The organism is Candidatus Clostridium stratigraminis, from assembly GCF_045310675.1.
Taxonomy (GTDB): domain Bacteria; phylum Bacillota; class Clostridia; order Clostridiales; family Clostridiaceae; genus Clostridium_AT; species Clostridium_AT stratigraminis.
Genome location: NZ_JBJHZZ010000001.1, coordinates 429,660 through 453,782, shown reverse-complemented (window position 1 = coordinate 453,782; position 24,123 = coordinate 429,660). Strand labels below are relative to the sequence as shown.

The following is a 24,123-nucleotide window of genomic DNA, read 5'->3' as shown; positions in this document are numbered from 1 at the left end:
CCTAAAGCTTCTGATTTTTAAGAAGTAATATTGCCTCTAGTACTCCACCGCCAATGTTTCTTGCTTTATCAGAAATTGTATTGTAATTATCAAGTTCAGCAAGTCTAGGGTCTATGTCTGCTATTTTTAAACCCTTGTTTACGCAGCTTCCATCTCTTATAAGACCCCTTAGTACTCCATCTATGGTTGCCTTTACCTCTGTATCACCAATATATGCTATAGTTTCATTAGCCTTAACTACATTACCAATAGCTTTAATATTTTTAATTATTCCTGATTCTTTACTATGAATTACCCTTTCCTTGGAATGCCCGCCAATTTCTCCTGGTACTCCAGTATTTTCTATTGCCAGACCTTCAAAAATCAGTCTTCCTAGGTTATGTCCTCTCATGGTCTCTATTACAATATCTACATCTTTACCAGCATAAAACCCAGGTCCTAATGCAATTGTTATAGGTGCCATTGCTTTATTGGTTCCTAAATTTTTCTTAGCAAGTATTGCATCCACCACTATTTCAGGCTTAATTGTATCTATATATATACCTTTTTCATCAATTACCAAGGGAATAAATTTATTTTCCCAAGCCCTAAGAATTTCCTCCTGGTTTTGAACAAGTACGGCTTTTATTCCTTCAACGGTAGATTGTCCATCATAAACTGCTTCACTAAAGCATACTGTCCTTCTTATAGAAGTCGGATTTATTGTTTCTAAAATAAGTACTTTAAAGCCGCCTCTATAAAGTTTTTGAATAGTACCAGTTGCAATATCTCCGCCGCCCCTAACTATTACACAGTCCTTTATCATACCCTACTCATCACCTTAACTGTTAAGAATATATTTTATTTTGTTATTTTACATTAAATAATTTGTACTTTTTTTCTAACAAGCTTCCAACTATAATTTTATCTAATATAAAGTGTTTCATATTTTCCCTAAGAATTCTATCTATCAGTTTTTCAGATTCAATCAGCTGCTCTTCATTTTCTACTTTATTTATAAATAGAATCTTTTCACCAGTAGAGTTTTTAAATAGCCCATATTTATGAAATATTAATGAAACAATATTAGCTTCAGTAATAGTATCGTTTTCAGATGTATTAGTAATATTTAGAAACTCCTTAACTCGGAATACGTTATCTTTATTTACTTTATTCCCTATGGCTTCAATACTTATTACTCCAATTGTATTAGTAGTTGCGCTAAGCATAACTGGCTCAGTGCTATTCCAGCCCTTAATTGGCTTTCTTTTAGAACCATCTGCTTCTATCAATAAGTATTGAAAATTAGGTATATCTATTTCTAACTCAGCTGGATTTACTCCAATAAGTTTATTTTCATCATTAATTGAACTTCCATAAACATATATTCCCTTATTAGGATTATACTTTAATTTGTTAAATTCTTCAGTTCCTATTGCCATATAATCAAATTGCTCTTTATATGGAAGGTATATTTTAGTTGTTGTTGTAACCAGGCACTTATAGTCTTGTCTTAATTCCTGAGCTAAGGTGTACATTAAAGTACTTTTACCCCCAGCTCCAACAATAGATATAACAGAGTTTACTTTTATATCTAAAATCTTACTTAATTTCATTTAAGCCACCATGCCTTAGGCCATGTTTTCAAGAAATTCTAAAACTAACTTTTCACAGGCTGTGAAATATTCATCCAAATCAAACTTTCCCTCATCAATGAGATACTGCATAGATGCCCCCATCATCAATGATACAATTATAAAAGGCAGCATTTCAGCATTCTTAGAATCTATAGTGGATGGAACCTTATTGTGTTCTAAAACTTCCTTTATGTTTTCACGCCATTCTTCAAAGGTTTTTTGAAATTTAACCCTTATTTCCGGGTTTACAGTTCCCTGTACCCAAAAGTCAAACTGAGCATAATCTACTTTTTTATTATTTAAAATATCATATTTCTTTTCCTCAAGTATTCCATGAATATTTTCATTTAAGGATTTATTCTTAACATCAATAGATTCAGTTCTTTTACTTGAAAATCTCTTTTGCAGATCATCCATAAGTGCAATAATCAAATCGTTTTTTGTTGGAAAATAGTAATGTAGATTAGATTGACTCATATTTGCTTCGTCAGCAATTAAATGCATTCTTGTTCCGCTAATTTTTTCCCTGGCAATTGTCTCCAAGGTAGCATCAAGAATTTTTTTTTCTATATCTTTAGACATATAAGCCTCTTTCCTCAGAAATTTAAGTTTCTGTAATTGTATTTACTATCCGGTGATGACGTAGAAATGTATTAATTTTAATTTAATCACAGCCAAAACTTGTAAATTTTGACTGTGATTAAACTTACCAGAGAGCTTAAATATCCTAATAAAATAATACAACATAAGACTTTATTAGTCAATTCAGAATATTGTAGCAAACAAGTTTTGACATAGTGTAAAATCTAGAATCTCTCCCAAACTCTAGCAGCTAATTCACGGCTTTTTGCCATAATTCTTTCTTCGTCTATATTAACAAGCTTTCTAGCTTCCATAAGTACCTTACCATTTACTATTGTAGTATCAACATTCTTTCCAGTAATACCAAATAATAAATGACCATTAATATTGTTTTCATTTATTGGGGTTGGTGGGTTATAATCCACCACAATTACATCTGCTAATGCACCCTCTTGTAGTATTCCCACTTTTCCATCTATAAATCTCTCAACTATTTTTCTATTATTGTTGAAAAGCATATCAGGAACCTCTGCCCAAGCTACAGTAGAGTCTCCTTTAACATGCTTGTGAATTATATTTGCAACCTTATAGGATTCCATCATATCATTAGTATAGGCATCTGTTCCTAGACCTAATAAAATTCCTTTTTTATGCATCTCAAGTATTGGAGAAGCTCCTACGGCGTTACCCATATTTGATTCAGGATTATGAACAACCATAGTATCTTTTTCTTTTAGCATATTCATTTCTTTTTCTGTAATGTGTATACAATGAACTGCTATGGTTTTATTTGAAAGTACCCCTGCATCATACCATCTTTCTATAACGCCTTTACCATACTTTGCCTTTGAATCTTCTACATCCTGAATTCCCTCTGCGCAATGTACATGGAAGCCTGTATTTAATCCATTTATTTCAGATAAACATCTATCTATAGTTTTATCTGAAATTGTCATTGAGGCATGAAGTCCGAACATTGCCTTCATCATATCATCATCTTTCTTGTTGCAGTACTTAATAAATTCTACATTTTCAGCAATTCCTTCTTCTGAAATCTTTTCTCCATCTCTATCAGAGGTTTCATAGCAAAGGTTGCTTCTTATGCCAAAAGTTTCTGCAGCTTCTGCAATTTTAAATAAGCTTCCTTTAATTGCAAAAGGACTGGCATGATGATCTATTGCTGTAGTAACTCCATTTTTAATTTGGTCAATCATAGGAACAGCTGCACTGTAATATACGTCTTCTAAGGTTAATACTTTATCCAGCCTCCACCAAAGTCCTTTTAATATATCCACAAAATTTTTAGGTGCTGGGCTATCATTTGCCATGCCTCTAGCAAAGGTACTGTAATAATGCATATGCGCATTTATGAAGCCTGGCATAATAAGCTTACCTTTAGCATCAATAAAGCGTGCTGAACTATATTTTTCTTTAAGCTCTTTTGTATTACCTACTTCTATAATTTTCTTTCCATCAATAGCAACGCAGCCGTTGTCTATTATTGGTCTACTGTTATCTCTAGTTATAACCTTTCCATTTCCAATAAGTAGCATGTCTTTCCCTCCCCATAAGTAACTAATTGCTTAACCATATATAAACAAATCTATAGTATATAGCGGTAATTATAAATTACACTCTTAATTATAGAAGCCATCTTTTCTGATACTTCAGTTTCATTTTCAAAGCTGTAATGAGCTGTTGCTCCATCTTCTGTTCTTACTAAGCAGCTGCCGCTTTCTCTATCTAGAACTAAGAAACCTATATTTGTACTATCCTTAAAATCTTCCTCTGACCAGAATAATGTAACTTTGTCCTTATAAGGATTACCAGTATGAGGACAGAAAACACCACAGTTTCCACACTCATTGCACATTCCATCTAAATGCAGAATTTGATGCTCAGATTCAAAATAATTACCTTCTACCAGAACAAGCATATTTGCTCTATTTGGACAAACATCAACACAAAGTTCGCAAATATGATTGCAAGCAAGGCATCTTTCTGATTCTTTTTCATCATGAGCAGGATCTTTTAATATACCCTTCTTTTCATAGAGGGATTTTTCACTTAATTCTATATTCTTATCGTCAAAGTCATTACCTAAGCATTCCTTTGAAAGAATAGCCTTTGCTGCTGCTTTACCATCAGCTATAGCTTTGACTACTGTTGCTGGACCTTTTTTCATATCTCCAATAACATATACATTGCTGATATTTGTTTCGCAGGAGGAATTAACCTTAGCATGTCCTTTAGGGTCTAATTCTATTTCGTTATTTCTAAGCACCTCACTGTCTACCTGTTCACCAACGGCAAAAATAACTGTATCAGCGTCTAATATAGCAGTTTCACCAGTTTTAACCGAGCTTCTTCTACCTGAAGCGTCTCTTTCTCCAAGTGCCATAACATCACAGATTAACTTACCATCCTTTATAGCTTTAGGAGATAAAAGTTCCTTAAATATAACTCCATCATTTGCAGCTAGTTCCAGTTCTTCTATATCTGCTGGCATAAACTTCTTAGTTCTTCTATAAACAATGGTAACACTTTCAACTCCTGGTGCCCTGCTTGCTGCACGAGAAGAGTCCATTGCTACATCTCCGCCGCCAATTACGCAAACATGCTTTCCTAAGGATACATTTCCCTTGTTAGCCTTGAAGTTTTCTAGAAAATCTATTGCATTTAATGCCTTATCAGTGCCTTCCTCTAATTTTAATTGTCCTCTCTTAGATGCTCCAATTGCTAAAATAACATAGTCGTATTCCTTCTTTAATTCCTCTACATTGAAGTTCTCACCAGCTCCAAACTCGAACTTTACTCCTTGCTTTTTAACAAGTTCAAAATCCTTTTTAATCATGTCTGAAGGAATTCTAAACTCCGGAATTACATATTCTACTATGCCATATGGCTTTTCTCTTTTTTCCTTTACAGTTACATCTAAGCCATTTCTTCTTAGGAAAAGAGCTGCTGCTAGACCAGCGGCACCTGCACCTATAACTACTGCCTTCTTGCCGCTCTTAAGATCAGCTATTTTAATATTATCTATAAAATTATCCTCTGCATTTAAAACAGCTATTTTTTTCATATCCCTAATTAGAACTGATTCATCATAATCAAGCCTTGTACATTTAAATTGACATTTATGATCGCAAATAGTACCAGTTATAGCTGGTGAAGTGTTATCTTTTGCAATAACGTTAAATGCTTCATCATATTTTTTTGCACCAACTAAGGAAATATATTCTGGTATTTGCTGATTTATTGGGCAGCCTATAGTACATGGTGCTATAGCACAATCAAAAACAGGCAATTTTGAAGCAAGCTTTCTGCTTCCTACAGGCCTTAACTCTTTCTTATGATGCTTATTAATTGCAGCATCCTTTGCTAATGCTTCAAGTTTATTAACATCTATTCCTTTGAACTCACCCTTTAGAAGTGATTCTAATTTATTGGCCATTTGAGTTATTCTTTCATATCCACCTGGCTTTAATATAGTTGTTGCAAAGGTAATTGGCTGAATTCCAGTATTAAGTATCTTCTCTATGTTAAAGAAATCAGCTCCACCTGAGTAAGAAATCTGTAAATCCCCATTGAAATCCTTTGCTAATTTACTAGCTAGAGTAATTGAAAGGGGGAATAGGGAACGTCCTGACATATACATTTCTTCACCAGGCAGCTCTTTATTAGTTATTTTTGTTGGTAGAGTATTTGTAAGCTTCACTCCTATTTCAAGACCAAGCTCTTTTGCTGTAACCTTTAATCTCTTTAGCATTTCAATTGCATCATTATACTGCAGATCATGTATAAAGTGATGTCCATTTAAGGTTATATAATCATACCCCATTGAATCAAAGGTTTCTCTAACGAACTTTTCTCCAAGGAGTGTTGGATTCATTTTTATGAAGGTATGAAGATTTTTTTCTTTAAGTAAATAGTTTGCAATTCTTTCAATTTCAGCAGGAGGACATCCATGCAGGGTTGAAAGTGTAATGGATGGACAAATTACTGGGGAAATACCATTTAAATCTTCTTTTGTAAAATTACTAAATTTATTTAAGTTAGAAGAAAGCACTTCCATGCATTCATTCCATATTTCAGTATTGGAAGCATTACGCATTCCTTCTATATAGGCATCAATTTTTGGTGACTTAATACCTTCTAAATCATAGCCTACGCTCATGTTAAACATGAAATCTCGATTTTCACTTATATTAAGTTCCTTCATTAAAAGGTGAATTAAAAACCAAGCCTTAACATATTCATCATAGGCTTCAGGTACTCTTAATTCAGTAGACCACTCTACATTGTAGCATTCATCCTCAGCTAGTATACAAGGCTTTGCTACTGGCAAATCCTCTCCGTCTAAGATTTGTACTGTCTTAAGTTCTATGAACCGTGAACCGGTTAAGTAAGACGCAACTATGTTTTGTGTAAGTTGAGAATTCGGTCCTGCAGCAGGTCCAATTGGAGAAGCTAATTTTTCACCAAAAAGCTTTATAAAGCTTCCAGTATTATTTTTATAAAATTTATCTTTATGAATTCCGAAAATTGTTTCTTTCGCCTTTAATTCATCTGTAACCCAATTAATCATTTTAGAAAATGAAATCGGTCTCATTCTATCGCTCATAATTTACCCCCTTGTTTTATTTGGATTAATTTTAAAAATATGATTTGGAGTGTTCCAAAACTTAAGTTGGAACACTCCGCAAATTAAAGTCTATTTTTGAAAAAATCTTGGTGTACTTTTGTTTAAAAGTCCATCTAAAGTATTAACAGGATTTTTAACCTTGCTTAAGAACATCATTGCAGCAATAATATATGGTTTATAACCAGCTTCTTGATATAGTGGTGTACGATATCTATCAAATACAGAAGCTTCAACCTCTCCTTCTTTGCAGCTAACGCCAGTTATATCAGCTGGCAAGCAGTGCATGTACAAAGCTTTACCGTCCTTTGTAAGCTTCATCATTTCTTCAGTACATTCCCATTCTTTATGCTTTGCATTTTCTGCTAAAAGCTCTTTTTCAAGTACCTTTATTTCATCAAACTTACCTTCACCATACAAATTAGTTCTCTTTTCCATAGCAGCGAAAGAAGCCCAGCTCTTTGGATAAACAATATCAGCATCTTTAAATGCTTCTTCCATAGAATTTGTTTTCACAAATTTTCCACCGCTTAGTTCTGCATTTTTTCTAGCAACTTCTTCTACTTCCGGCATAAGATCATAACCTTCTGGATGAGCAAGTGTTACTTCCATACCCATTCTAGTCATTAGTCCAACAATACCTTGTGGAACTGAAAGTGGCTTACCATATGAAGGTGAATATGCCCAAGTCATAGCAAGCTTCTTTCCTTTAAGATTTTCTACTCCTCCAAAATGGTGAATTATGTGCAGCATATCAGCCATTGCTTGAGTAGGATGATCTATATCACATTGTAAATTTACAAGAGTTGGACGTTGTTCTAAAACTCCTTCTTCGTTTCCTGACTTAACAGCTTCAGAAACTTCTCTCATATATTTATTTCCTTTTCCGATAAACATGTCATCTCTTATACCGATTACGTCAGCCATAAAGGAAATCATGTTTGCTGTTTCACGAACTGTTTCTCCGTGGGCAATTTGAGATTTTCCTTCATCTAAGTCTTGAACTTCAAGTCCTAATAAATTGCAAGCACTTGCAAAGCTGAATCTTGTCCTAGTTGAATTATCGCGGAAAACTGAAATTCCAAGCCCGCTGTCAAAAATTTTAGTAGAAATATTATTTTCCCTCATTTTACGAAGTATGTCTGCTACAGTGAATACTGATTGGATTTCATCGTCTGTTTTTTCCCATGTAAGTAAAAAGTCATTATTGTACATGTTCTTGTGATCTAATTTTCCTAATTTTTGAATCAAGCCTTTAATTTCTTCCATTTAGCCCACTCCTTAATTTTTATTCATTTGATAAAGTTTTTTTCTTTGAATTTCATTTTTATGAAACCAAATTATTTTGAAATTTATAACTATTTGATTGATTAGTCAATCTAATTTTATTATAACTGCGTTTCTTTGTCAATATTCAAACAACTTCTGAATAAAAAATATTTTTTTGACCTTATTCTACTTATATTACTTTAATAGTGGGGTTTTCTGTACTTTCAAACATATAAAGATTTTTTTCTACAAAAAATCTTTAATTTTTATATTTTGAATATTTACAAATTTAAAATATTATAATAAAATTAAACTAATCAGTTAGTCAGTATATTTTGAATTCTTTTCTGAAAACGCTGTCAATGTTAACAGATTGACAATATCATTTATCCATTTAACTTTTAAATTCTACTTTTGTTTTACTGCATTACTTTAGAATTTAGTGCTTCATAAAATATTTTCTTGAAGCGTTAAAATAAAAAAATTTTTAGGGGGTATTATAATGTCAGAAGAAAAAGCTAAAAAAGTAGACAGAGTTAATGAAGTACTGCCTATTGGACAGTTAGCTACATTAGGATTACAGCACGTTCTTGCAATGTATGCTGGTGCAGTCGCAGTACCATTAATCATTGGTTCAGCTGTTGGTTTAACTCCTCAACACTTGGCAATGCTAGTTGCTGCAGACCTATTTACCTGCGGTTTAGCAACTTTACTTCAAGCCATCGGTATTGGACCATATATAGGTATCAAACTTCCAGCTATATTAGGTTGTACTTTTGCTGCTGTTGGTCCACTGATTATTATTGGACAGAAGTTTGGGATGCCAACGGCCTATGGTTCAATAATTGTAGCAGCGATTATTGTAATTCTTATAGCTCCACTGTATGGTAAGATACTTAAGTTCTTCCCTACTGTTGTAACCGGAACAGTTGTTACCATGATTGGTCTTTCCTTAATAAATGTTGGTGTAACAAGTATTGGCGGAGGATCAGGAGCAAAAGACTTTGGAAGTATGAGAAATTTATTGCTTGCTGCTTTTGTTATGATAGTAGTTTTAATATCAAATAAGTACTTTAAAGGATTTTTCCAAGCTATTTCTGTTTTGAATGGTATTATTCTAGGTACCATTGTTGCAGCATTTATGGGCATGGTTGATTTCTCAGTAGTTACAAATGCAAAATGGATTAGTTTTGTAAAACCTTTTAGCTTTGGTGTACCTCAATTTAATATTGGATCAATAATTATGATGACCTTTGTTATGCTGGTTGTAATGATAGAATCCACTGGAACCTTCCTTGGAATCGGACAAGTTTGTGACAAAGAAATAACTGAAAAAGATATTGTTAAAGGAATAAGAGCAGAAGGTATTGCTACTATTTTAGGTGGTATATTTAACTCCTTCCCTTATACAACTTTTAATCAAAACCTAGGCTTATTAGCTCTTAGTAAAGTTGCTAGCCGTTTTGTTGTAGTCGCTTCTGGTATAATTCTAGTTGCACTTGGATTAATTCCAAAATTTGCTGCCTTAGCTACAATAATTCCTCAGCCAGTTATTGGTGGAGCTACTACTATAATGTTTGCTATGGTTGCTGTAGCTGGAGTTAAGATGCTTTCAGTTGTTGATTTTAATAAAAATTCAAATATGTTAGTAGTTGCATGTTCCATAGGCTTAGGTCTTGGTATTACAGCAGTTCCAACATTATTGACTCATACTCCTCAAATATTCCAATCAATTTTTAGCAGCGGTATAGTTTCAGCATCAGTTTTAGCAGTAATTCTCAATGCCTGGTTAAATCACGGTGAAAAAGTAGATACCAGCATAAAACCTGCTGAAAATCATTCTGAAGGAATGATAATGTAATTAATAATACTTCATTATAATATATTCAAACCCCATTGTTTTATAATAACATGGGGTTTTCTGTTTCTTAAAAATATCTTTACTTTATTAAATCTATTTCATTGCCTTTTTTAAAAGCTTTAACTTATCATTATTGTAAGGCGGATAAATAAAATTAATATTTATCTTTGTACTCTTTTTAAGAATACTCTTCATATGTGAAAAGGTTTCAAAACTCTTATAGCCATGGTATGACCCTACCCCTGAAGGCCCTACTCCTCCAAAAGGTAAATATGGAGTTACTAAATGAGTCATAGTATCATTTATACAGCCTCCTCCATAGGAAACATTCTCTTCAACTGTTTTCTGAATTAATTTATTCTCAGTAAAAAGATATAAAGCAAGAGGCTTATCTCTTTTATTAATCAGCTTTATAGCCTCTTTAATATCTTCGTATTCTATAATTGGTAGTATTGGTCCAAATATTTCCTCCTCCATAACCTTATCCTTTAAGGTTACATTGTCTAATATAGTAGGAGCCATATATCTCTCATTTATATCGTATTTACCGCCTAAGACCACTTTATCTATATCTATTAGGTCAATTAATCTCCTCATATGGCTCTCATTAACGATTCTTCCATAATCCTCACTATTCATGGGATCATAACCATAAAAGTCTTTAACTTTTTCTATTATTTTTTTGATAAAATGCTCTTTTATGTTCTTATGAACAAGAACATAGTCCGGAGCTACGCAAGTCTGCCCAACATTCATAAATTTCCCCCAAGCTATTCTTTCAGCAGCAACATTTAGATTAGCATCTTCATTAACTATACAGGGACTTTTTCCTCCAAGTTCCAAAGTTACTGGAATAAGATTTCTTGCTGCTGCCTTCATAACAATCTTTCCAACTTTAACACTACCAGTAAAAAAAATATAGTCAAAAGGAGCATTAATAAGGGCAGAAGTGATGTCTATTCCCCCTTCAATAACTCTAATGAATTTTTCATTGAAGTTCTCTTTAATAAGTTTCCCTATTAACTTTGATACATTTGGTGTAAATTCTGAGGGTTTTAATACTATGCAGTTTCCTGCAGCAATTGCCCCAACTAGTGGTTCCATTAAAAGTTGAAAAGGATAATTAAAGGGTCCTATTATGAGTACTGTTCCATAGGGTTCAGGATATATATAACTTTTTGAACCAAAATGTATTATTGGGGTCTTTACCTTTTTTACTTTTACCCATTTTTTAAGATTTCTTATAAAATAACTTATACTATCATACAAATATCCTACTTCAGCAGCATAGGACTCAAATTGTGATTTATTTAAATCCATCTTTAATGCTTCCATAATCAATTCTTCATTATCCTTGATGACAAATTTAAGCTTTTTTAGTTGTGTTATTCTAAAATCTATACTTTTTGTTTCTCCAGTTTCAAAGAATTCTTTATCTTCTGCTAGGATACTTAAAACTTTATTACTATCTATGTTTTCCATAATACACCTCTATAATTACTTACTCCATTATTTTGAGATTATAGCATATAGAATCTTTTTTATCATCTATTTTGTTAATAATAAAAGGCTTTGTCAACTGACAAAACCTTTTTAAACTTTTTTATTATTTTATTTTTCTTTCAGAGACTTTTTTACTGCACTAAATATCTTTTGATAGCCAGTACATCTGCATAAATGCCCTGATATTTCCCTCTTTATTTCTTCATCTGTATATTCCTTACCGCTTTCCACAAGAGCTGTGGTGGTAAGAACAAGGCCTGGTGTACAAAAACCGCATTGGATTGCTCCTTCATCAATAAAAGCTTGCTGAACTTTTGTTAGCTTTCCATCCTTTGAGGAAACACCTTCTATTGTTTTAATTGTCTTTCCTTCAGCCCAAACTGCTAAATAAGAACAAGAATTAACTGGTGTTCCGTCAATTAAAACTGTACAAGCCCCACACTCACCTACTAAGCAGCCTTGCTTTACACCAGTAAAGTGAAGTCTATTTCTTAATACCTCTAACAGTGATTCTCTTATATCAATTTCAAGTGAATAGGGTTTATCATTTACAATCAAACTTATTTTCTTCATGTTAGCTTCACTCATTTACACTACCTCCAGCTCTTTTAATTGATTCTTTTATAGCTCGCTGTGTTAAGGTAACTATTAAATGCTGTCTATAGTCTTTTGAACCACGCCAGGAATCCCTTGCGTTTGAAGATTTTAAGGCTAAATTTCCTATTTCTTTAATAGTTTCATCATTTATTTCCTTACCCTTAGCATAATCCTCAGCTTCAGTGCATCGAATTGGTGTAGGTGCAGCAACACCTAAAGCTATCCTTAAGTCATTAAACTTATTCTCGCTAGTATTGCACACAACTGCCACTCCAAGCATGGCAATATCCATTGCTTTTCTGTTGCTGAATTTTATATAATTACCACTCATATTGCAGTAATTATCTTTTGTTATTAATAAGGCTGATAACATTTCTCCTGGCAATAGCTTAACTTTACCTGGCCCAGCATAGAAGTCCTTTATAGAAACCATTCTTGTGCCGCTAATACTATCCAGCTTTAAGACAGCATTTAAGGCAAAGAGTGTAGGTGCACTGTCTGCAGAAACAGCTCCATTACAAATATTGCCGCCTATAGTTGCCATGTTTCTAATTTGCGGGCCACCCATGGATACTCCTGCTTCAGCAAGCACTGGTATATATTTGTTTATAATTTCACTTCTAAATACATCAGAGAAGGATGCCATAGCCCCTATAGATATAGTTCCATCTTCTAATAAGGTGATGTCCTTTAAGCCTCTAATGTTTCTTATACTTAAAAGCTCTACTTCTTCCATATCCCCATGATGCATACGTATAAGCACATCTGTTCCACCAGCTATTATTTTTAGCTTTGGATTACTGTCAAACATTTTTAGAGCTTCCTGCATTGTTTTTGGTTCCAAAATATTTGTTATATCATACATTCTAAAAACTCCTTTCTACAGTAAACCTGCTTCTTTAAATTTTTCATATACTGCTTGTGGATTCATAGGCAGTTTATTAAAGCCAACTCCAGTAGCATCTAAGACAGCATTTCTAATAGCCGGTGCAGGTGAAATAGTTGGATTTTCTCCTAGAGATTTTTGTCCAAAACCTCCTGTTGGTTCCTCTAATTCAACAAAAGCTGTCCCTATTTCTGGTGTGTCTAAAATAGTCTGAAGTTTATAATCTAATAGGTTATTATTTAAGTTTTTCCCTGTTTTCTTATCAAATATCATTTGCTCTGATAATGCGTAGCCAAGGGACATGCTAACACCACCATGTACCTGACCTTCTGCTAACTTAGGGTTTAGTATGATTCCAGAATCATGTACATTATAAATTTCTAATACCTCTATCTTACCTGTCAGCATATCTACTTCAACTTCAGCAAAGGAAACTCCATAAGCTGGAGCATTAACTCTGACATTTTCTGAAGTATCACTTGTTATAGGAGCTGCATTTACCCTGTCATAATAGGATTCCATTGCTATGTCTTCTAAGGAACATAAAACCCTTCCTAAGGTTTTTTCTACTATATTAGCATTTACTATATCAAGTTCTTCTTTATTTATACCTGTCTTTATCTTTGCCAGTGAAAGTACCTTATCCTTAACTTCTAAGGCTGCCTTTTTAACTGCTGCTCCTGCAACATAGGATTGTCTGGATGCATAAGCACCTGTATCAAATGGAGTAATATCAGTGTCCTGACTGCTTATAACATGAACCATATCCATTGGTATTCCAAGAACTTCTGCTGTCATTTGTGCAAATACAGTATCGCTTCCTTGTCCTATTTCAGTTGCTCCAATTTGAAGTTGAACAGAACCGTCCTGGTTCATAACTATTCTGCAGCCTGCAAGCTCAAGGCCTACTGGGTGTGTTCCAGAAAGGTAACTAAAGCAGGCCATACCTATTCCTCTTCTCTTATCTCCACTTTGATTCTTATATTTTTTCTTCTTTTCATCCCAGTTGATTAATTCCTTACCCTTTTCTATACATTCAGGTATTCCAAAGGTACGTACTACATTTTTTGTAAGCGGATCTGCGTGTCCTACACTTATTAAATTTTGCATCCTAAAATCAATAGGATCCATCTTTAATTCCCTTGCTATATCGTCAATATGACTTTCTAGCGCAAAGAATATTTGAGGAACTCCGTAACCTCTCATAGCACCAGCTGCTGGTAAATTTGTATAAATTGTTTTAGGATCAAATATAACTGAATTAAAATTATACAATGGTCTAAATTTACTTCCAGCACTCATAGCAATAGAATGTCCGTGAGAAGCGTAAGCCCCTTGTGTTACTATATCCTTAACTGTAATTCCTAAAAGCTTTCCTTCTTTTGAAACTGCTGTTTTCAAATTAAATTTCATAGCATGTCTTGTTCTTGTATCTACGAATACTTCCTCTCTTGTATAAGCTAGTCTTACGGGTCTTCCGTTTACAGCTAAGGTCATTGCAGCAGTTAAAGGTTCAATAATTACATCCTGTTTATTTCCAAAGCCACCGCCAATATAAGGTTTAATAACTCTTATTCTTCCCCAAGGAAGTCCAAGCGCCTGTCCTACTATTCTTCTTACGATGTGCGGAATTTGTGTAGAAGATACAATAACTATACGGTCATCTGTATCTACATAAGCATAGGCATTTTGATTTTCAATATGGCAATGCTGCACAATAGAAGTTTGGAATTCTCCATCAAAAACATGTTCTGAATTTTTAATATCCTCCTCCATGTTGCCATATTGAGCTCCAAAGGAAGCTACTATATTATTAGGTCTCTCATCATGAATAACTGGAGCACCAGGCTTTATTGCCTCCTCAGGGTCTAAAACAAATGGTAAAACCTCGTAATCTACCTCTATTAGTTTTAATGCCTTTTCTGCTGTAAGCTCATCAACTGCTACTACTGCAGCTACAGCATCTCCAACAAATCTAGCCTTATCTGTAAGTATTAATCTATCTGCAACATCTCTATGGCCTGGATCTAACGAATATGGATGTCCCGCAGTTGGAAACTGAATCTTAGGCAAGTCCTTGTGCCAAATAACAGCCTCTACTCCAGGCAGAGCCATAGCTTTACTTTTATCAACGTTTTTAACAATGGCATGTGCGTATGGGCTTCTAAGCACTTTTCCTACAAGCATATCTCTTTCAAAAAAATCATCTGTATACTTTGCTTTACCTGTAACCTTAGCTACTGCATCAAGTCTGTTTACACTGCTGCCTATTACTTTATATTTCATGTTACACCCCCATAAATGATTTTTATATAAATTTATATTTATGTTGAAAAAATATTGTGTTCCTTAAACGATTACAATTATTTTATAATAAAAAATATTAAGACTATTCTTTATTAAATTATACTCTATTTAAGCAATTAAATAAAGCTGTAATCTTATGGTATTGTGGACTATATTGATAGGTTTTACGTGTTTTGCCTTGAATTGATTTCAGAAAATCCAACTACTAATTAACTAGTTAATCTAATTTTATGCCATTAAAAAAAAATTGTCAATATTTAAACAACTTCTTAATGTTCTGCCTTAAAATTTTAATAAACCAAGATTACTTATAATTTTATTTAAGCTTAATAATTACAAAATGCTCTTGATTCTTAAAATTTTTATCTATACATAAGATATTAATAAATTCAAGTATACACAAGGATATTTATATCTAAAAATATATTTTAAAAAAGTATGCTGGTACTTTTAAATAAAAGAATAAGCGACACCGCTATGTACTTTACATGTTGGTATCACTTTTTTTAATTACAAATAATAATATGGGGTTTTTGAGTAAATGGATTTTGAGTTAAACTTACTTTAACCTTATATACATCCTTAATATTTTCTTCTGTAATTACCTCTTCAGAATTTCCTTCACAAAAAAGCTTACCCTCACTCATTAAAAATATATGATCACTATAATTAGAAGCCAAATTTAAGTCATGAAGAACTGCAACTACCATGATCTTCCTATCTTCTACTAAAGTCCTAACAGTATTCATTACCTCTATTTGATGATATAAATCTAAATTAGAAACTGGTTCGTCAAGCAGAATAACTTCCGTGTCTTGAGCAATAGCTCTGGCTACAATAACTCTCTGCCTTTCCCCTCCGCTTAAGTGATTTATATTTTTTTCTCGAAGGCTCCAGGTATTTGTTATTTCCATAGCTTCCTTAACCTTTTTTAAATCTTCCTCATTTTCAGATTCAAATCTTCTTAAATGAGCTGCTCTTCCCATCATAACAATATCAAGTGCTGTAAAATCAAAATCAATATTTGTATTCTGCGGAACCACAGCCATTGTCTTTGCAATTTCCTTTTGTCTTAAGCTTATAATATCGGAATTATTAATGAAGACTGTATTTTTAATAGGATGCAGCACCCTGCTTATATTTCTTAATAAGGTAGTTTTACCAGACCCATTTGGCCCTATTATACTGTAAAAGCTTCCTTTATCAATGTTTAAGGAGATATGCTTAAGTATATTTTCTTTACCAAAATTAAAACTTAAATCCTTAACTTCTAACATACTAAAGCACCTTCTTTTTGTTTTTCATTAATAAATAAAGGAAAAAGGGAACACCGAATATTGATGTTACTATTCCTACAGGTATTTCAGCAGGAGGAACAATTGACCGGGCTAAGGTATCACATAAGATTAAAAATATTGCACCCATAGATGCTGAAAAAGGTACAACTATTCTATTATCTGAACCTAATGCTAATCTTACTACATGTGGTATTATAAGTCCTACAAAACCAATTATGCCGCTGAAGGATACAACAGCACCTACTATAATAGTACTAACAGCTATTAAAATAACTTTTACCTTATAAACTTCTACCCCAAGATTTTGAGCGCTTTCCTCACCCAACATCATCATATTTAAATCTTTTAAAAAAAAGCAAATAATTACTGTACCTAAAAATACAATGGGAGCGAGTACATAAATACTTTTCCAATTTCCTGCAGAAACACTTCCCATTGTCCACATTACAATTTTTTCTATTTCATTTCTCTTAAATATCATAATTAAGGATATTATGGAAGAAAGTAAGAAATTCATAGACACTCCAGCCAGCATAAGTGTTACATCTGATAGCTTGTTTCCTAGCCTTGCTATGTTTAATACAAAGAAAGCTGTGAGTATTGCTCCCAAAAATGCACTTACAGTTGTAAGTCCCATGCCTAAGGTGTTTGCTGCTGCTCCAAAGGCAATGGAAAGAGCAGCTCCTAAAGCTGCCCCAGAGGAAACTCCAAGCACATAGGAATCAGCCATAGCATTTTTAAATATACTCTGATATGCAGCTCCTACTACAGATAAGCCCATACCTACTAAGGCTGCCAGGATAATTCTTGGAAGTCTTAAATTTAAAACTATTATCTTTGAACTTTCTTTAATGCCGTATGTAGAAATAAGGGAATTTAAAAAGGGAATTTTATTAAAAATAATCCTCGCTGTATCCTTAAAAGAAATGTCTACAGCCCCAAAATTAACTGCTCCAACTGCCAATGCAATTAGCACTATTATTGATAAAATAAATATATTTACATAAGATTTCCTTTTGTATACATAAGACATTTACGATTCCTCTATTTCTATTTGTTTTATTTAAAAAGTTCTGGATGAATTAATTTTGCCATTGCTTCTAAACCATCTGCTAGTCTAGGTCCTTGACGATTTATTAAGTTATCATCTATTTCAAGTAATTTATTTTCCTTAACAGCCTTTAAATCTTTGTATCCTGCAGTGGCTTCTATGCCCTTTTTAGTATCAAAAAACTTAGAGCAAATCATTATATCAGGATTCTTACTAACAAGCTTTTCTACGCTGTAATTCCAGCCTTCAACGTCATTCGCAGCATTTGTTCCGCCTGCAAGTTCAATCATTTGACCAATAAATGTACCTTTCCCAGAAGTAAAATCACCGCTTTGGCCATAACCTACTACATAATATACAGATGGTTTTTTGGCATCTTTAACCTTATCTTCAACTTCTTTAACCTTTGCCTTCATACCATCAATAATTGTATTAGCTTTATCTTTTGCATTTAATACCTCAGCTATGCTGTCAATGTTCTTATAAGTTGCGTCAAAGCTTTGTTCTCCAGAATAAACTATAACCTTTATGTTTAAATCCTCAAGTTTTTTTACAGTGTCCTTTGAAGTTATATCAGATACAAATACAACATCTGGTTTTAAGTCTATAATCTTTTCTTCACTAGGATTTGTTAAGTTTCCAATTGAATTAACCTTAGTTACTTCGGATGGATAATCGTCATAATCTGTTCTACCAACTAATTTACTTCCTTTTCCAAGAGAATATATTATCTCAGTAATACTTGGTGAAACAGATACTATCCTCTCTGGTTCCTTATCTAAAGAAACCTCTCTCTTAAATGCATCTGTAATCTTTAAAGGATACTTTGTATTACTTACTTCTTTATTAGTCTGATCAGCCGCTGTATTAGCTGTATTTTTAGTGCTGCAGCCTGTAAGTGTAACTGCAAAAACTAATATTAATGACATTATTAAACTGATTAACTTTTTCATATCTACTTTTATTCCTCCAAAATATATTATTAATTTATTCTTATGATAAATTTTTTTAGTAAAAATTAATATTATCAGAAATATTTATTTTTAATTTTTCTAGCAGCATGCAGTATACATTATTGTAAAATAATGTACTTATTTAATTTTCATTTCAATACCACAAACAACTAAATAAACTTCCTCTGCTCTACTTGCAATATATTGATTTACTCTACCTGCGATGTCTCTGAAAACTCTTCCAAGTACTGTTTCAGGTACAACACCAAAGCCTATTTCATTTGTAACAACTATTACAGTTAGGCTAGTTTCTTTAACTGCATCTATAAAAGTCTCAAATTCCTTAATAATTCTTGTTTCTATTTCAGCTAATCTTTCATTAGTAATAATTTCTGTAATGTTAGCAGCATCTGCGGCATCATCAAAGGTCGTTCCAACTATATCAAACAGCAGATTAGTCATCATTATAGTAGCACAATCCAGTAAAATGCCCTTATGTTTTTTACTTGCCTTAAATACTTCTGGTGCTAAATTCTTATAGCCTTCAAAGGTGTCCCAATTTCTTGGTCTCTGGGCTCTATGTTTCTTAACTCTGTCCTTCATTTCCTCATCGAAAACTATTGAAGTTGCAATATAAAGCACAGATTCATTTATATCTCTAGCCATTTTTTCTGCAAAGCTGCTTTTTCCGCTTCTTGCTCCTCCAGTTACTAGACAAAGTTTACCCATTCCCTTTTCCTCCTACTTTAATAAGAATCTTTCTTTAATTTGTTTTGGCAAAAATACATATACTGCTTCTGCTATTACTACATTTGCAAGGGTTCCTGCAAGTAATGGTGGTGCATAAGCAAATGCGCCAAAGCCTAGTAATGGAGTTGTCAATAATAATCCAATGCCAACATTAAAAATAAGTGCAGTTATTATTCCACCTGCCCTTGCTGCCCAAATGTTAATTTTCTTCTCTAAATTTATTTGTACTATATTAAAGAAAAACATTGTAAGAGCCATTGAAAACATTGTAATTATATGAACCGGTACTGTAAGAGGGAAACCCGAGGTAAGCGCGGTTAAAAAATGTCCACCAGCTCCAAGAACCGCTCCATACCATGGTCCAAGTAGTAGTGCTCCTAAAAATGCTGCCATGGAATCAAAGGCTATGCTTCCAAAAATCTTTATATTGCTTCCAACAAAGCATAGTGCAATTAGCATTGCACAAGTAACAAGCTTCCTTATTTTCATAAAAATGACCCTCCAATACTAAAATACAATTAAATAAAAAAACCTCTACAAACCTGTAGAGGAAGTTTAATGGCTTAAGACTCTAGAGTAATCTAATTAAAATAAAAAGCCCACATAAAAGTGGGCATAATAAACCTTAATGAGATTTCTCAAACCACTTCCCTTCCCTCCGAAGGATTAGTATTGTCCAAGGCAGGTCTCCTGGCTCACGGGTCAATCTCTTCCCACCTTCCCGGCTGTTAACCAGTGGTTAGGATTCGTATCCGTATACAGTAGCGGGGGCTGTAGTGGATTTTCACCACTTTCCCTTTTAAACTAAGTGTACCTAGGGCATCGTATTTAATTGTTTACAAGTTAATAATAGCATTACCTCTAAATAGTGTCAATAAAATTTACTTATTTTAAATCATAGTTAAAAGCTCACTTAATAATATATGATCTTATGATATTATTTCTTATTTAAGTATTTCATCAATTATACTAAGTTCTTCACTTGAAAATTCTAAGTTATTTAAGGCTGCCACATTATCTTCAATTTGACTTACCTTACTTGCACCAATAAGTGCAGAAGTTATACGACCTTCACGAAGTACCCAAGCAATTGCCATCTGAGCTAAGCTTTGACCCCTGGTCGTAGCAAGTTCATTAAGCTTACTTACCTTTATTAACTTTTCCTCAGTAATTTCCTTATTGTTTAAAAACTGTGATGGCCCAGCAGCTCTTGAATCCTTTGGAATTCCATTTAAGTATTTACTTGTAAGGAGTCCTTGTGCAAGAGGCACGAAGGCAATTGACCCTATCCCTTCTTCCTTAAGAACAGTTTGAAGCCCATTTTCAATCCATCTATCTAACATATTATACCTAGGTTGATTAATTACAAAAGGCGTGCCTAGTCTTTTTAATATTTCTGCAGCTTTCTTGGTCTGCTCAGCATTATAGTTTGATACTCCAACATAAAGTGCTTTTCCCTGTCTTACTATTAGATCTAGAGCTCCCATGGTCTCCTCTAGAGGCGTATTTGGATCTGGCCTGTGATGATAAAAGATATCCACATAATCAAGGCCCATACGCTTTAAGCTTTGATCTAAGCTTGCTACAAGATATTTCTTAGAACCCCATTCACCATAAGGTCCCGGCCACATATAATAACCGGCTTTACTGGAAATTATCATTTCGTCTCTATAAGCCATAAAATCAAGTTTTAATATTTTACCAAAGTTCTCTTCAGCAGCGCCTGCTGGAGGTCCATAATTATTTGCTAAATCAAAATGAGTTATACCTAAGTCAAAGGACTTCCTAACTATTTCTCTTCCATTTTCAAATATATCAATTCCCCCGAAATTATGCCAAAAGCCAAGAGATATGGCAGGTAATTTCAAGCCGCTGTTTCCGCAGCGATTATACCTCATATTTTCATACCTATTTTCACTTGCTATGTATGACATTTAAAAGCCTCCTTCTATTCTTTACTAAATTATTATTAAGCCTTACATGCTTGAATATTATAAAGTAATTATAATTTATTTGTGTCTATATCCCTTTCGTAACCATAACTATTGTTTAAATCTGCAGCGTTATACTTTTTACTGCAATTAATAATTATTTTAATTATATCATTTCAAGTTTGTAATTCAAATTATTATGCTTTTTTTTAAACTCTTTCAATACTATAAAAATATTCGTTCCATATAAGGTGGGTATAGAGGAGTTACTATGGTATGACAAAGACTCTCTAGTACGATACTACATTAGACTTAAAAGTGGCAATTGGAAAAATCACAGTGTTATTGAATTTTGAACATAGAAATGGGGCTATTTTTCAATAGCCCCATTTTTTCTTATGCTAATTCTAATGCAATTTCCATCATTTGAGTGAAAGATGTTTGTCTTTCCTCAGCTGTAGTGGCCTCGTGAGTGACTAAAGAATCTGATACAGTTAATATGCAAAGTGCATTAGCACCTGCACGAGCTGCATTCATATATAAGGCTGCAGCTTCCATTTCTACTGCCATAACGCCCATCTTTGCCCACTTCTTCCATGAATCTACATCATCATCATAAAATGTATCGGAAGAATATACATTTCCAACCTTTGGATCAATACCCTTTTCTTCAGCTATTTTAACTGCCTTTTTTAACAAATCCCAAGAAGCAGTTGGCGCATATGTACCAGGTAAATTATATTGACTAGCATAATTTGAATTTGTAGAAGCTGACATTCCTATAACTATGTCACGAACCTTTACATCTTCTTGCATAGATCCACAGGAACCTATTCTAATTACATTTTTAACTCCATAAAAATTAATTAGTTCGTAGGAGTAAATTCCAATTGATGGGATACCCATTCCAGTTCCCATAACAGATATTTTTTTACCTTTATATGTACCGGTGTATCCGAACATATTTCGTACTGTATTAAACTGAACAGGATTTTCCAGATAGGTTTCAGCTATAAATTTTGCTCTTAAAGGATCTCCTGGTAGCAGCACTGTTTCAGCAATAATTCCTTGTTCACTTACACCAATATGAGGTGTTGGTATCATAAATATCACTCTCCAATATTAAATAATAGTACCCAAATTCATTATAACAATTGCTTAATAATGTATGAATACCCAAATCGTATTATAATTATAAGTTATATTGCAACAAATAACCATAGGCATACTACAATTATTTCTTAAAAATTACAAATTATTATATAACATTGCAAGGATTTTGTATAAAATTTATATTATTTGTGTTAAAAATATATAAAAACAATAATACGCAAGAAGTAAATTAAAACTTTTTGTGCATTATTGTTTTATATTTTAAATTAGGTCGTACTGCTTTTTTCATTATATAGATTAATAATTCTTTATTTCAGTTTAAGTCTATATTTCTTATGAGTTATTATTCTAACAGTTATTTAATTTATATATTTAATGAGTTTGAAGCTTTATTAGCTTCTGTCTCCCTTGCTTGTTTTTCTGATAATGCTACAAATGGAATATAGATTAAAATACCTATTGCTAAATTTACTAACTGCAGGATTATTCCCATTACTGAGCCAGTTGCTAAGAATCCACTAAGTAGAGGCGGCATTGTCCAAACTACCAATGCAATTGTCTTTGGAACTATGTGAGCTGCCATTGCTGCATAACTTACAATAGTTAGCACTAAAGGTGTGAGTATAAATGGGATAACGTAAATTGGATTTAATACAAGCGGCATACCAAAAAGTACAGGTTCATTAATATTAAATATTGAAGGAGCCAAGCCTAATTTTGCTTTTGCTTTGTTTTCTTCTCTCTTGCCTACTATAAAAATTGCAACAAGTAAACAAATTGCAGTTCCTGCACCTCCCATATAAACAAAGGTATCAAAGAAGGAAGATGTTATTATATTAGGTGCTGGCTTACCAGCTGCGAAGGCGTCAACATTTGCACTCATTAAAGGCAAGAATATTGCAGTTGTAATTGGAAGTAAAATATTTGCTCCATGTAAGCCAAAGAACCATAATAGATGAAGTAAGAAAACAACTAGTAAAGCTGCTCCTAAACTGCTTGCAAGTCCTAATAATGGCTTTTGAATAAGAGTAAAGATATAATTATGAATATCCGGAACACCTATATCTGTAAGAACAATTCTTAAAACACAGAAAACAACTAGAGTAATCATAGAAGGAAGTAATGCAGCAAAGGACCTTGAAACTGCAGGCGGAACCCCATCAGGCATTTTAATAACGAGTTTTTTGTTACCCATAAGTTTTACAAAAATTTCAGTAGCAACTAAGGCCACAAATAAAGCAACAAACAGTCCTTGTGCCCCTAAGAAAGCAAATGGTATTGCCCAGTCCTTTGCTGATCCAGCATAAAGCATTAATAAGGAGGCAAAGGAAACAACTCCAGCTGAGAGTCCGTCTTTTTCATAGGATTTAGCTAGGTTATAACTTACAGTAAATACAACTAAGAGTGACATTACCGCAAATGTACCATTCCATAAGTTGCCGCCAAAGCTATTCCATTGATCCCCAAAAATGCTCTTCATGAAGTCAGCCCAGCCTGGTATAGGCAAGTTATTGAACAGGACTGCCAGAGAACCAACTATAATCAAAGGCATAATAGCAACAAAACCATCACGAATAGCCACAAGATGTCTTTGAGAGCCTACTTTACCTGCAAAAGGCACAAAGTACTTTTCCAGGAATTCCATAATCTTTTTCATTCTAATTCCCCCTGTTTTATTAATTAATATAATTTCATAAGCACTTGGCTTAATGATAACTATTGGATTTTTGGGTCCTTGAACTCTAGTATAGTTTGATAATTTTA

At 33.3% G+C, this 24,123-nt stretch carries 19 protein-coding genes and 1 riboswitch; of the genes, 1 reads left to right on the top strand and 18 read right to left on the bottom strand.

The features are described from left to right. Window position 1 precedes the first annotated feature (1 nt). The 6 genes from yqeB to ygeW form a co-directional block, all read right to left on the bottom strand. The gene (gene yqeB / locus ACJDUG_RS02210) at window positions 2-805 is read right to left on the bottom strand and encodes a selenium-dependent molybdenum cofactor biosynthesis protein YqeB (protein ID WP_406768245.1); all 804 of its coding nucleotides are present in this window, start codon (window positions 803-805) and stop codon (window positions 2-4) included. Window positions 806-848: 43 nt separating this feature from the next. Further along, window positions 849-1,595: a selenium cofactor biosynthesis protein YqeC gene (yqeC, locus tag ACJDUG_RS02205; RefSeq protein ID WP_406768244.1), complete on the bottom strand. Its 747-nt coding sequence runs from the start codon at window positions 1,593-1,595 to the stop codon at window positions 849-851. 15 nt (window positions 1,596-1,610) lie between these two features. Further along, the gene (locus ACJDUG_RS02200; protein ID WP_406768243.1) at window positions 1,611-2,198 is read right to left on the bottom strand and encodes a TetR/AcrR family transcriptional regulator; all 588 of its coding nucleotides are present in this window, start codon (window positions 2,196-2,198) and stop codon (window positions 1,611-1,613) included. 224 nt (window positions 2,199-2,422) lie between these two features. Next, window positions 2,423-3,751 carry a putative aminohydrolase SsnA gene (gene ssnA, locus ACJDUG_RS02195; RefSeq protein ID WP_406768242.1) on the bottom strand — a complete coding sequence of 443 codons (1,329 nt, stop codon included), beginning with the start codon at window positions 3,749-3,751 and terminating at the stop codon, window positions 2,423-2,425. 50 nt (window positions 3,752-3,801) lie between these two features. Further along, on the bottom strand, window positions 3,802-6,822 hold the full coding sequence (gene ygfK / locus ACJDUG_RS02190) for a putative selenate reductase subunit YgfK (RefSeq protein WP_406768241.1): 3,021 nt from the start codon (window positions 6,820-6,822) through the stop codon (window positions 3,802-3,804). A gap of 90 nt (window positions 6,823-6,912) precedes the next feature. Continuing rightward, entirely contained in the window at window positions 6,913-8,109 is a 1,197-nt protein-coding gene (gene ygeW, locus ACJDUG_RS02185) for a knotted carbamoyltransferase YgeW (RefSeq protein WP_406768239.1), read from the bottom strand. A 502-nt stretch (window positions 8,110-8,611) separates the two neighbouring features. On the opposite strand from ygeW, the gene ACJDUG_RS02180 reads away from it, so the two are divergent. After that, window positions 8,612-9,970, top strand: coding sequence for a nucleobase:cation symporter-2 family protein (locus ACJDUG_RS02180; protein WP_406768238.1), 1,359 nt, complete (start codon window positions 8,612-8,614; stop codon window positions 9,968-9,970). 93 nt (window positions 9,971-10,063) lie between these two features. On the opposite strand, the gene ACJDUG_RS02175 is transcribed toward ACJDUG_RS02180, so the two are convergent. From ACJDUG_RS02175 to celB, 12 genes are all read right to left on the bottom strand, one after another. Continuing rightward, the gene (locus ACJDUG_RS02175; RefSeq protein WP_406768237.1) at window positions 10,064-11,452 is read right to left on the bottom strand and encodes an aldehyde dehydrogenase; all 1,389 of its coding nucleotides are present in this window, start codon (window positions 11,450-11,452) and stop codon (window positions 10,064-10,066) included. 129 nt (window positions 11,453-11,581) lie between these two features. Beyond that, window positions 11,582-12,061 (bottom strand): xanthine dehydrogenase subunit XdhC, encoded by a 480-nt coding sequence (gene xdhC / locus ACJDUG_RS02170; RefSeq protein ID WP_406768236.1) that lies wholly within the window; start codon window positions 12,059-12,061, stop codon window positions 11,582-11,584. Beyond that, entirely contained in the window at window positions 12,054-12,935 is an 882-nt protein-coding gene (gene xdhB / locus ACJDUG_RS02165) for a xanthine dehydrogenase FAD-binding subunit XdhB (protein ID WP_406768235.1), read from the bottom strand. The genes xdhC and xdhB overlap by 8 nt, the downstream gene beginning before the upstream one ends. A 15-nt stretch (window positions 12,936-12,950) precedes the next feature. Further along, window positions 12,951-15,242: a xanthine dehydrogenase molybdenum-binding subunit XdhA gene (gene xdhA / locus ACJDUG_RS02160; protein WP_406768233.1), complete on the bottom strand. Its 2,292-nt coding sequence runs from the start codon at window positions 15,240-15,242 to the stop codon at window positions 12,951-12,953. Window positions 15,243-15,769: 527 nt separating this feature from the next. Further along, window positions 15,770-16,540 carry a heme ABC transporter ATP-binding protein gene (locus ACJDUG_RS02155; protein WP_406768232.1) on the bottom strand — a complete coding sequence of 257 codons (771 nt, stop codon included), beginning with the start codon at window positions 16,538-16,540 and terminating at the stop codon, window positions 15,770-15,772. Between the two features lies 1 nt (window position 16,541). Then, a complete protein-coding gene (locus ACJDUG_RS02150; protein WP_406768231.1) occupies window positions 16,542-17,594 on the bottom strand; it encodes a FecCD family ABC transporter permease in 1,053 nt (350 codons plus the stop codon). Window positions 17,595-17,620: 26 nt separating this feature from the next. Continuing rightward, window positions 17,621-18,565 carry an ABC transporter substrate-binding protein gene (locus ACJDUG_RS02145; RefSeq protein WP_406768230.1) on the bottom strand — a complete coding sequence of 315 codons (945 nt, stop codon included), beginning with the start codon at window positions 18,563-18,565 and terminating at the stop codon, window positions 17,621-17,623. A 138-nt stretch (window positions 18,566-18,703) separates the two neighbouring features. Further along, entirely contained in the window at window positions 18,704-19,294 is a 591-nt protein-coding gene (cobU, locus tag ACJDUG_RS02140; RefSeq protein WP_406768229.1) for a bifunctional adenosylcobinamide kinase/adenosylcobinamide-phosphate guanylyltransferase, read from the bottom strand. A gap of 12 nt (window positions 19,295-19,306) precedes the next feature. Then, window positions 19,307-19,804, bottom strand: coding sequence for an ECF transporter S component (locus tag ACJDUG_RS02135; protein WP_406768228.1), 498 nt, complete (start codon window positions 19,802-19,804; stop codon window positions 19,307-19,309). Window positions 19,805-19,978: 174 nt separating this feature from the next. Beyond that, a riboswitch (cobalamin riboswitch) is annotated at window positions 19,979-20,148 on the bottom strand. Between the two features lie 111 nt (window positions 20,149-20,259). Then, a complete protein-coding gene (gene mgrA, locus ACJDUG_RS02130) occupies window positions 20,260-21,249 on the bottom strand; it encodes an L-glyceraldehyde 3-phosphate reductase (RefSeq protein WP_406768227.1) in 990 nt (329 codons plus the stop codon). Window positions 21,250-21,642: 393 nt separating this feature from the next. Then, window positions 21,643-22,350, bottom strand: coding sequence for a purine-nucleoside phosphorylase (gene deoD / locus ACJDUG_RS02125; RefSeq protein ID WP_406768226.1), 708 nt, complete (start codon window positions 22,348-22,350; stop codon window positions 21,643-21,645). A gap of 373 nt (window positions 22,351-22,723) precedes the next feature. Continuing rightward, window positions 22,724-24,016, bottom strand: a complete 1,293-nt coding sequence (gene celB / locus ACJDUG_RS02120) for a PTS cellobiose transporter subunit IIC (protein ID WP_406768225.1) — start codon at window positions 24,014-24,016, stop codon at window positions 22,724-22,726. Between the last annotated feature and the right edge of the window lie 107 nt (window positions 24,017-24,123).

Excerpts from the sequence above, each read along its gene's own strand:
- celB (WP_406768225.1), bottom strand. The coding sequence starts at position 24,016 with ATGAAAAAGATTATGGAATTCCTGGAAAAGTACTTTGTGCCTTTTGCA.
- xdhB (WP_406768235.1), bottom strand. The coding sequence starts at position 12,935 with ATGTATGATATAACAAATATTTTGGAACCAAAAACAATGCAGGAAGCT.
- xdhC (WP_406768236.1), bottom strand. The coding sequence starts at position 12,061 with ATGAGTGAAGCTAACATGAAGAAAATAAGTTTGATTGTAAATGATAAA.
- cobU (WP_406768229.1), bottom strand. The coding sequence starts at position 19,294 with ATGGGTAAACTTTGTCTAGTAACTGGAGGAGCAAGAAGCGGAAAAAGC.
- ygfK (WP_406768241.1), bottom strand. The coding sequence starts at position 6,822 with ATGAGCGATAGAATGAGACCGATTTCATTTTCTAAAATGATTAATTGG.
- ACJDUG_RS02135 (WP_406768228.1), bottom strand. The coding sequence starts at position 19,804 with ATGAAAATAAGGAAGCTTGTTACTTGTGCAATGCTAATTGCACTATGC.
- ACJDUG_RS02145 (WP_406768230.1), bottom strand. The coding sequence starts at position 18,565 with ATGAAAAAGTTAATCAGTTTAATAATGTCATTAATATTAGTTTTTGCA.
- yqeB (WP_406768245.1), bottom strand. The coding sequence starts at position 805 with ATGATAAAGGACTGTGTAATAGTTAGGGGCGGCGGAGATATTGCAACT.
- ssnA (WP_406768242.1), bottom strand. The coding sequence starts at position 3,751 with ATGCTACTTATTGGAAATGGAAAGGTTATAACTAGAGATAACAGTAGA.
- ACJDUG_RS02175 (WP_406768237.1), bottom strand. The coding sequence starts at position 11,452 with ATGGAAAACATAGATAGTAATAAAGTTTTAAGTATCCTAGCAGAAGAT.
- yqeC (WP_406768244.1), bottom strand. The coding sequence starts at position 1,595 with ATGAAATTAAGTAAGATTTTAGATATAAAAGTAAACTCTGTTATATCT.
- ygeW (WP_406768239.1), bottom strand. The coding sequence starts at position 8,109 with ATGGAAGAAATTAAAGGCTTGATTCAAAAATTAGGAAAATTAGATCAC.
- xdhA (WP_406768233.1), bottom strand. The coding sequence starts at position 15,242 with ATGAAATATAAAGTAATAGGCAGCAGTGTAAACAGACTTGATGCAGTA.
- ACJDUG_RS02180 (WP_406768238.1), top strand. The coding sequence starts at position 8,612 with ATGTCAGAAGAAAAAGCTAAAAAAGTAGACAGAGTTAATGAAGTACTG.
- deoD (WP_406768226.1), bottom strand. The coding sequence starts at position 22,350 with ATGATACCAACACCTCATATTGGTGTAAGTGAACAAGGAATTATTGCT.
- ACJDUG_RS02200 (WP_406768243.1), bottom strand. The coding sequence starts at position 2,198 with ATGTCTAAAGATATAGAAAAAAAAATTCTTGATGCTACCTTGGAGACA.
- ACJDUG_RS02150 (WP_406768231.1), bottom strand. The coding sequence starts at position 17,594 with ATGTCTTATGTATACAAAAGGAAATCTTATGTAAATATATTTATTTTA.
- ACJDUG_RS02155 (WP_406768232.1), bottom strand. The coding sequence starts at position 16,540 with ATGTTAGAAGTTAAGGATTTAAGTTTTAATTTTGGTAAAGAAAATATA.
- mgrA (WP_406768227.1), bottom strand. The coding sequence starts at position 21,249 with ATGTCATACATAGCAAGTGAAAATAGGTATGAAAATATGAGGTATAAT.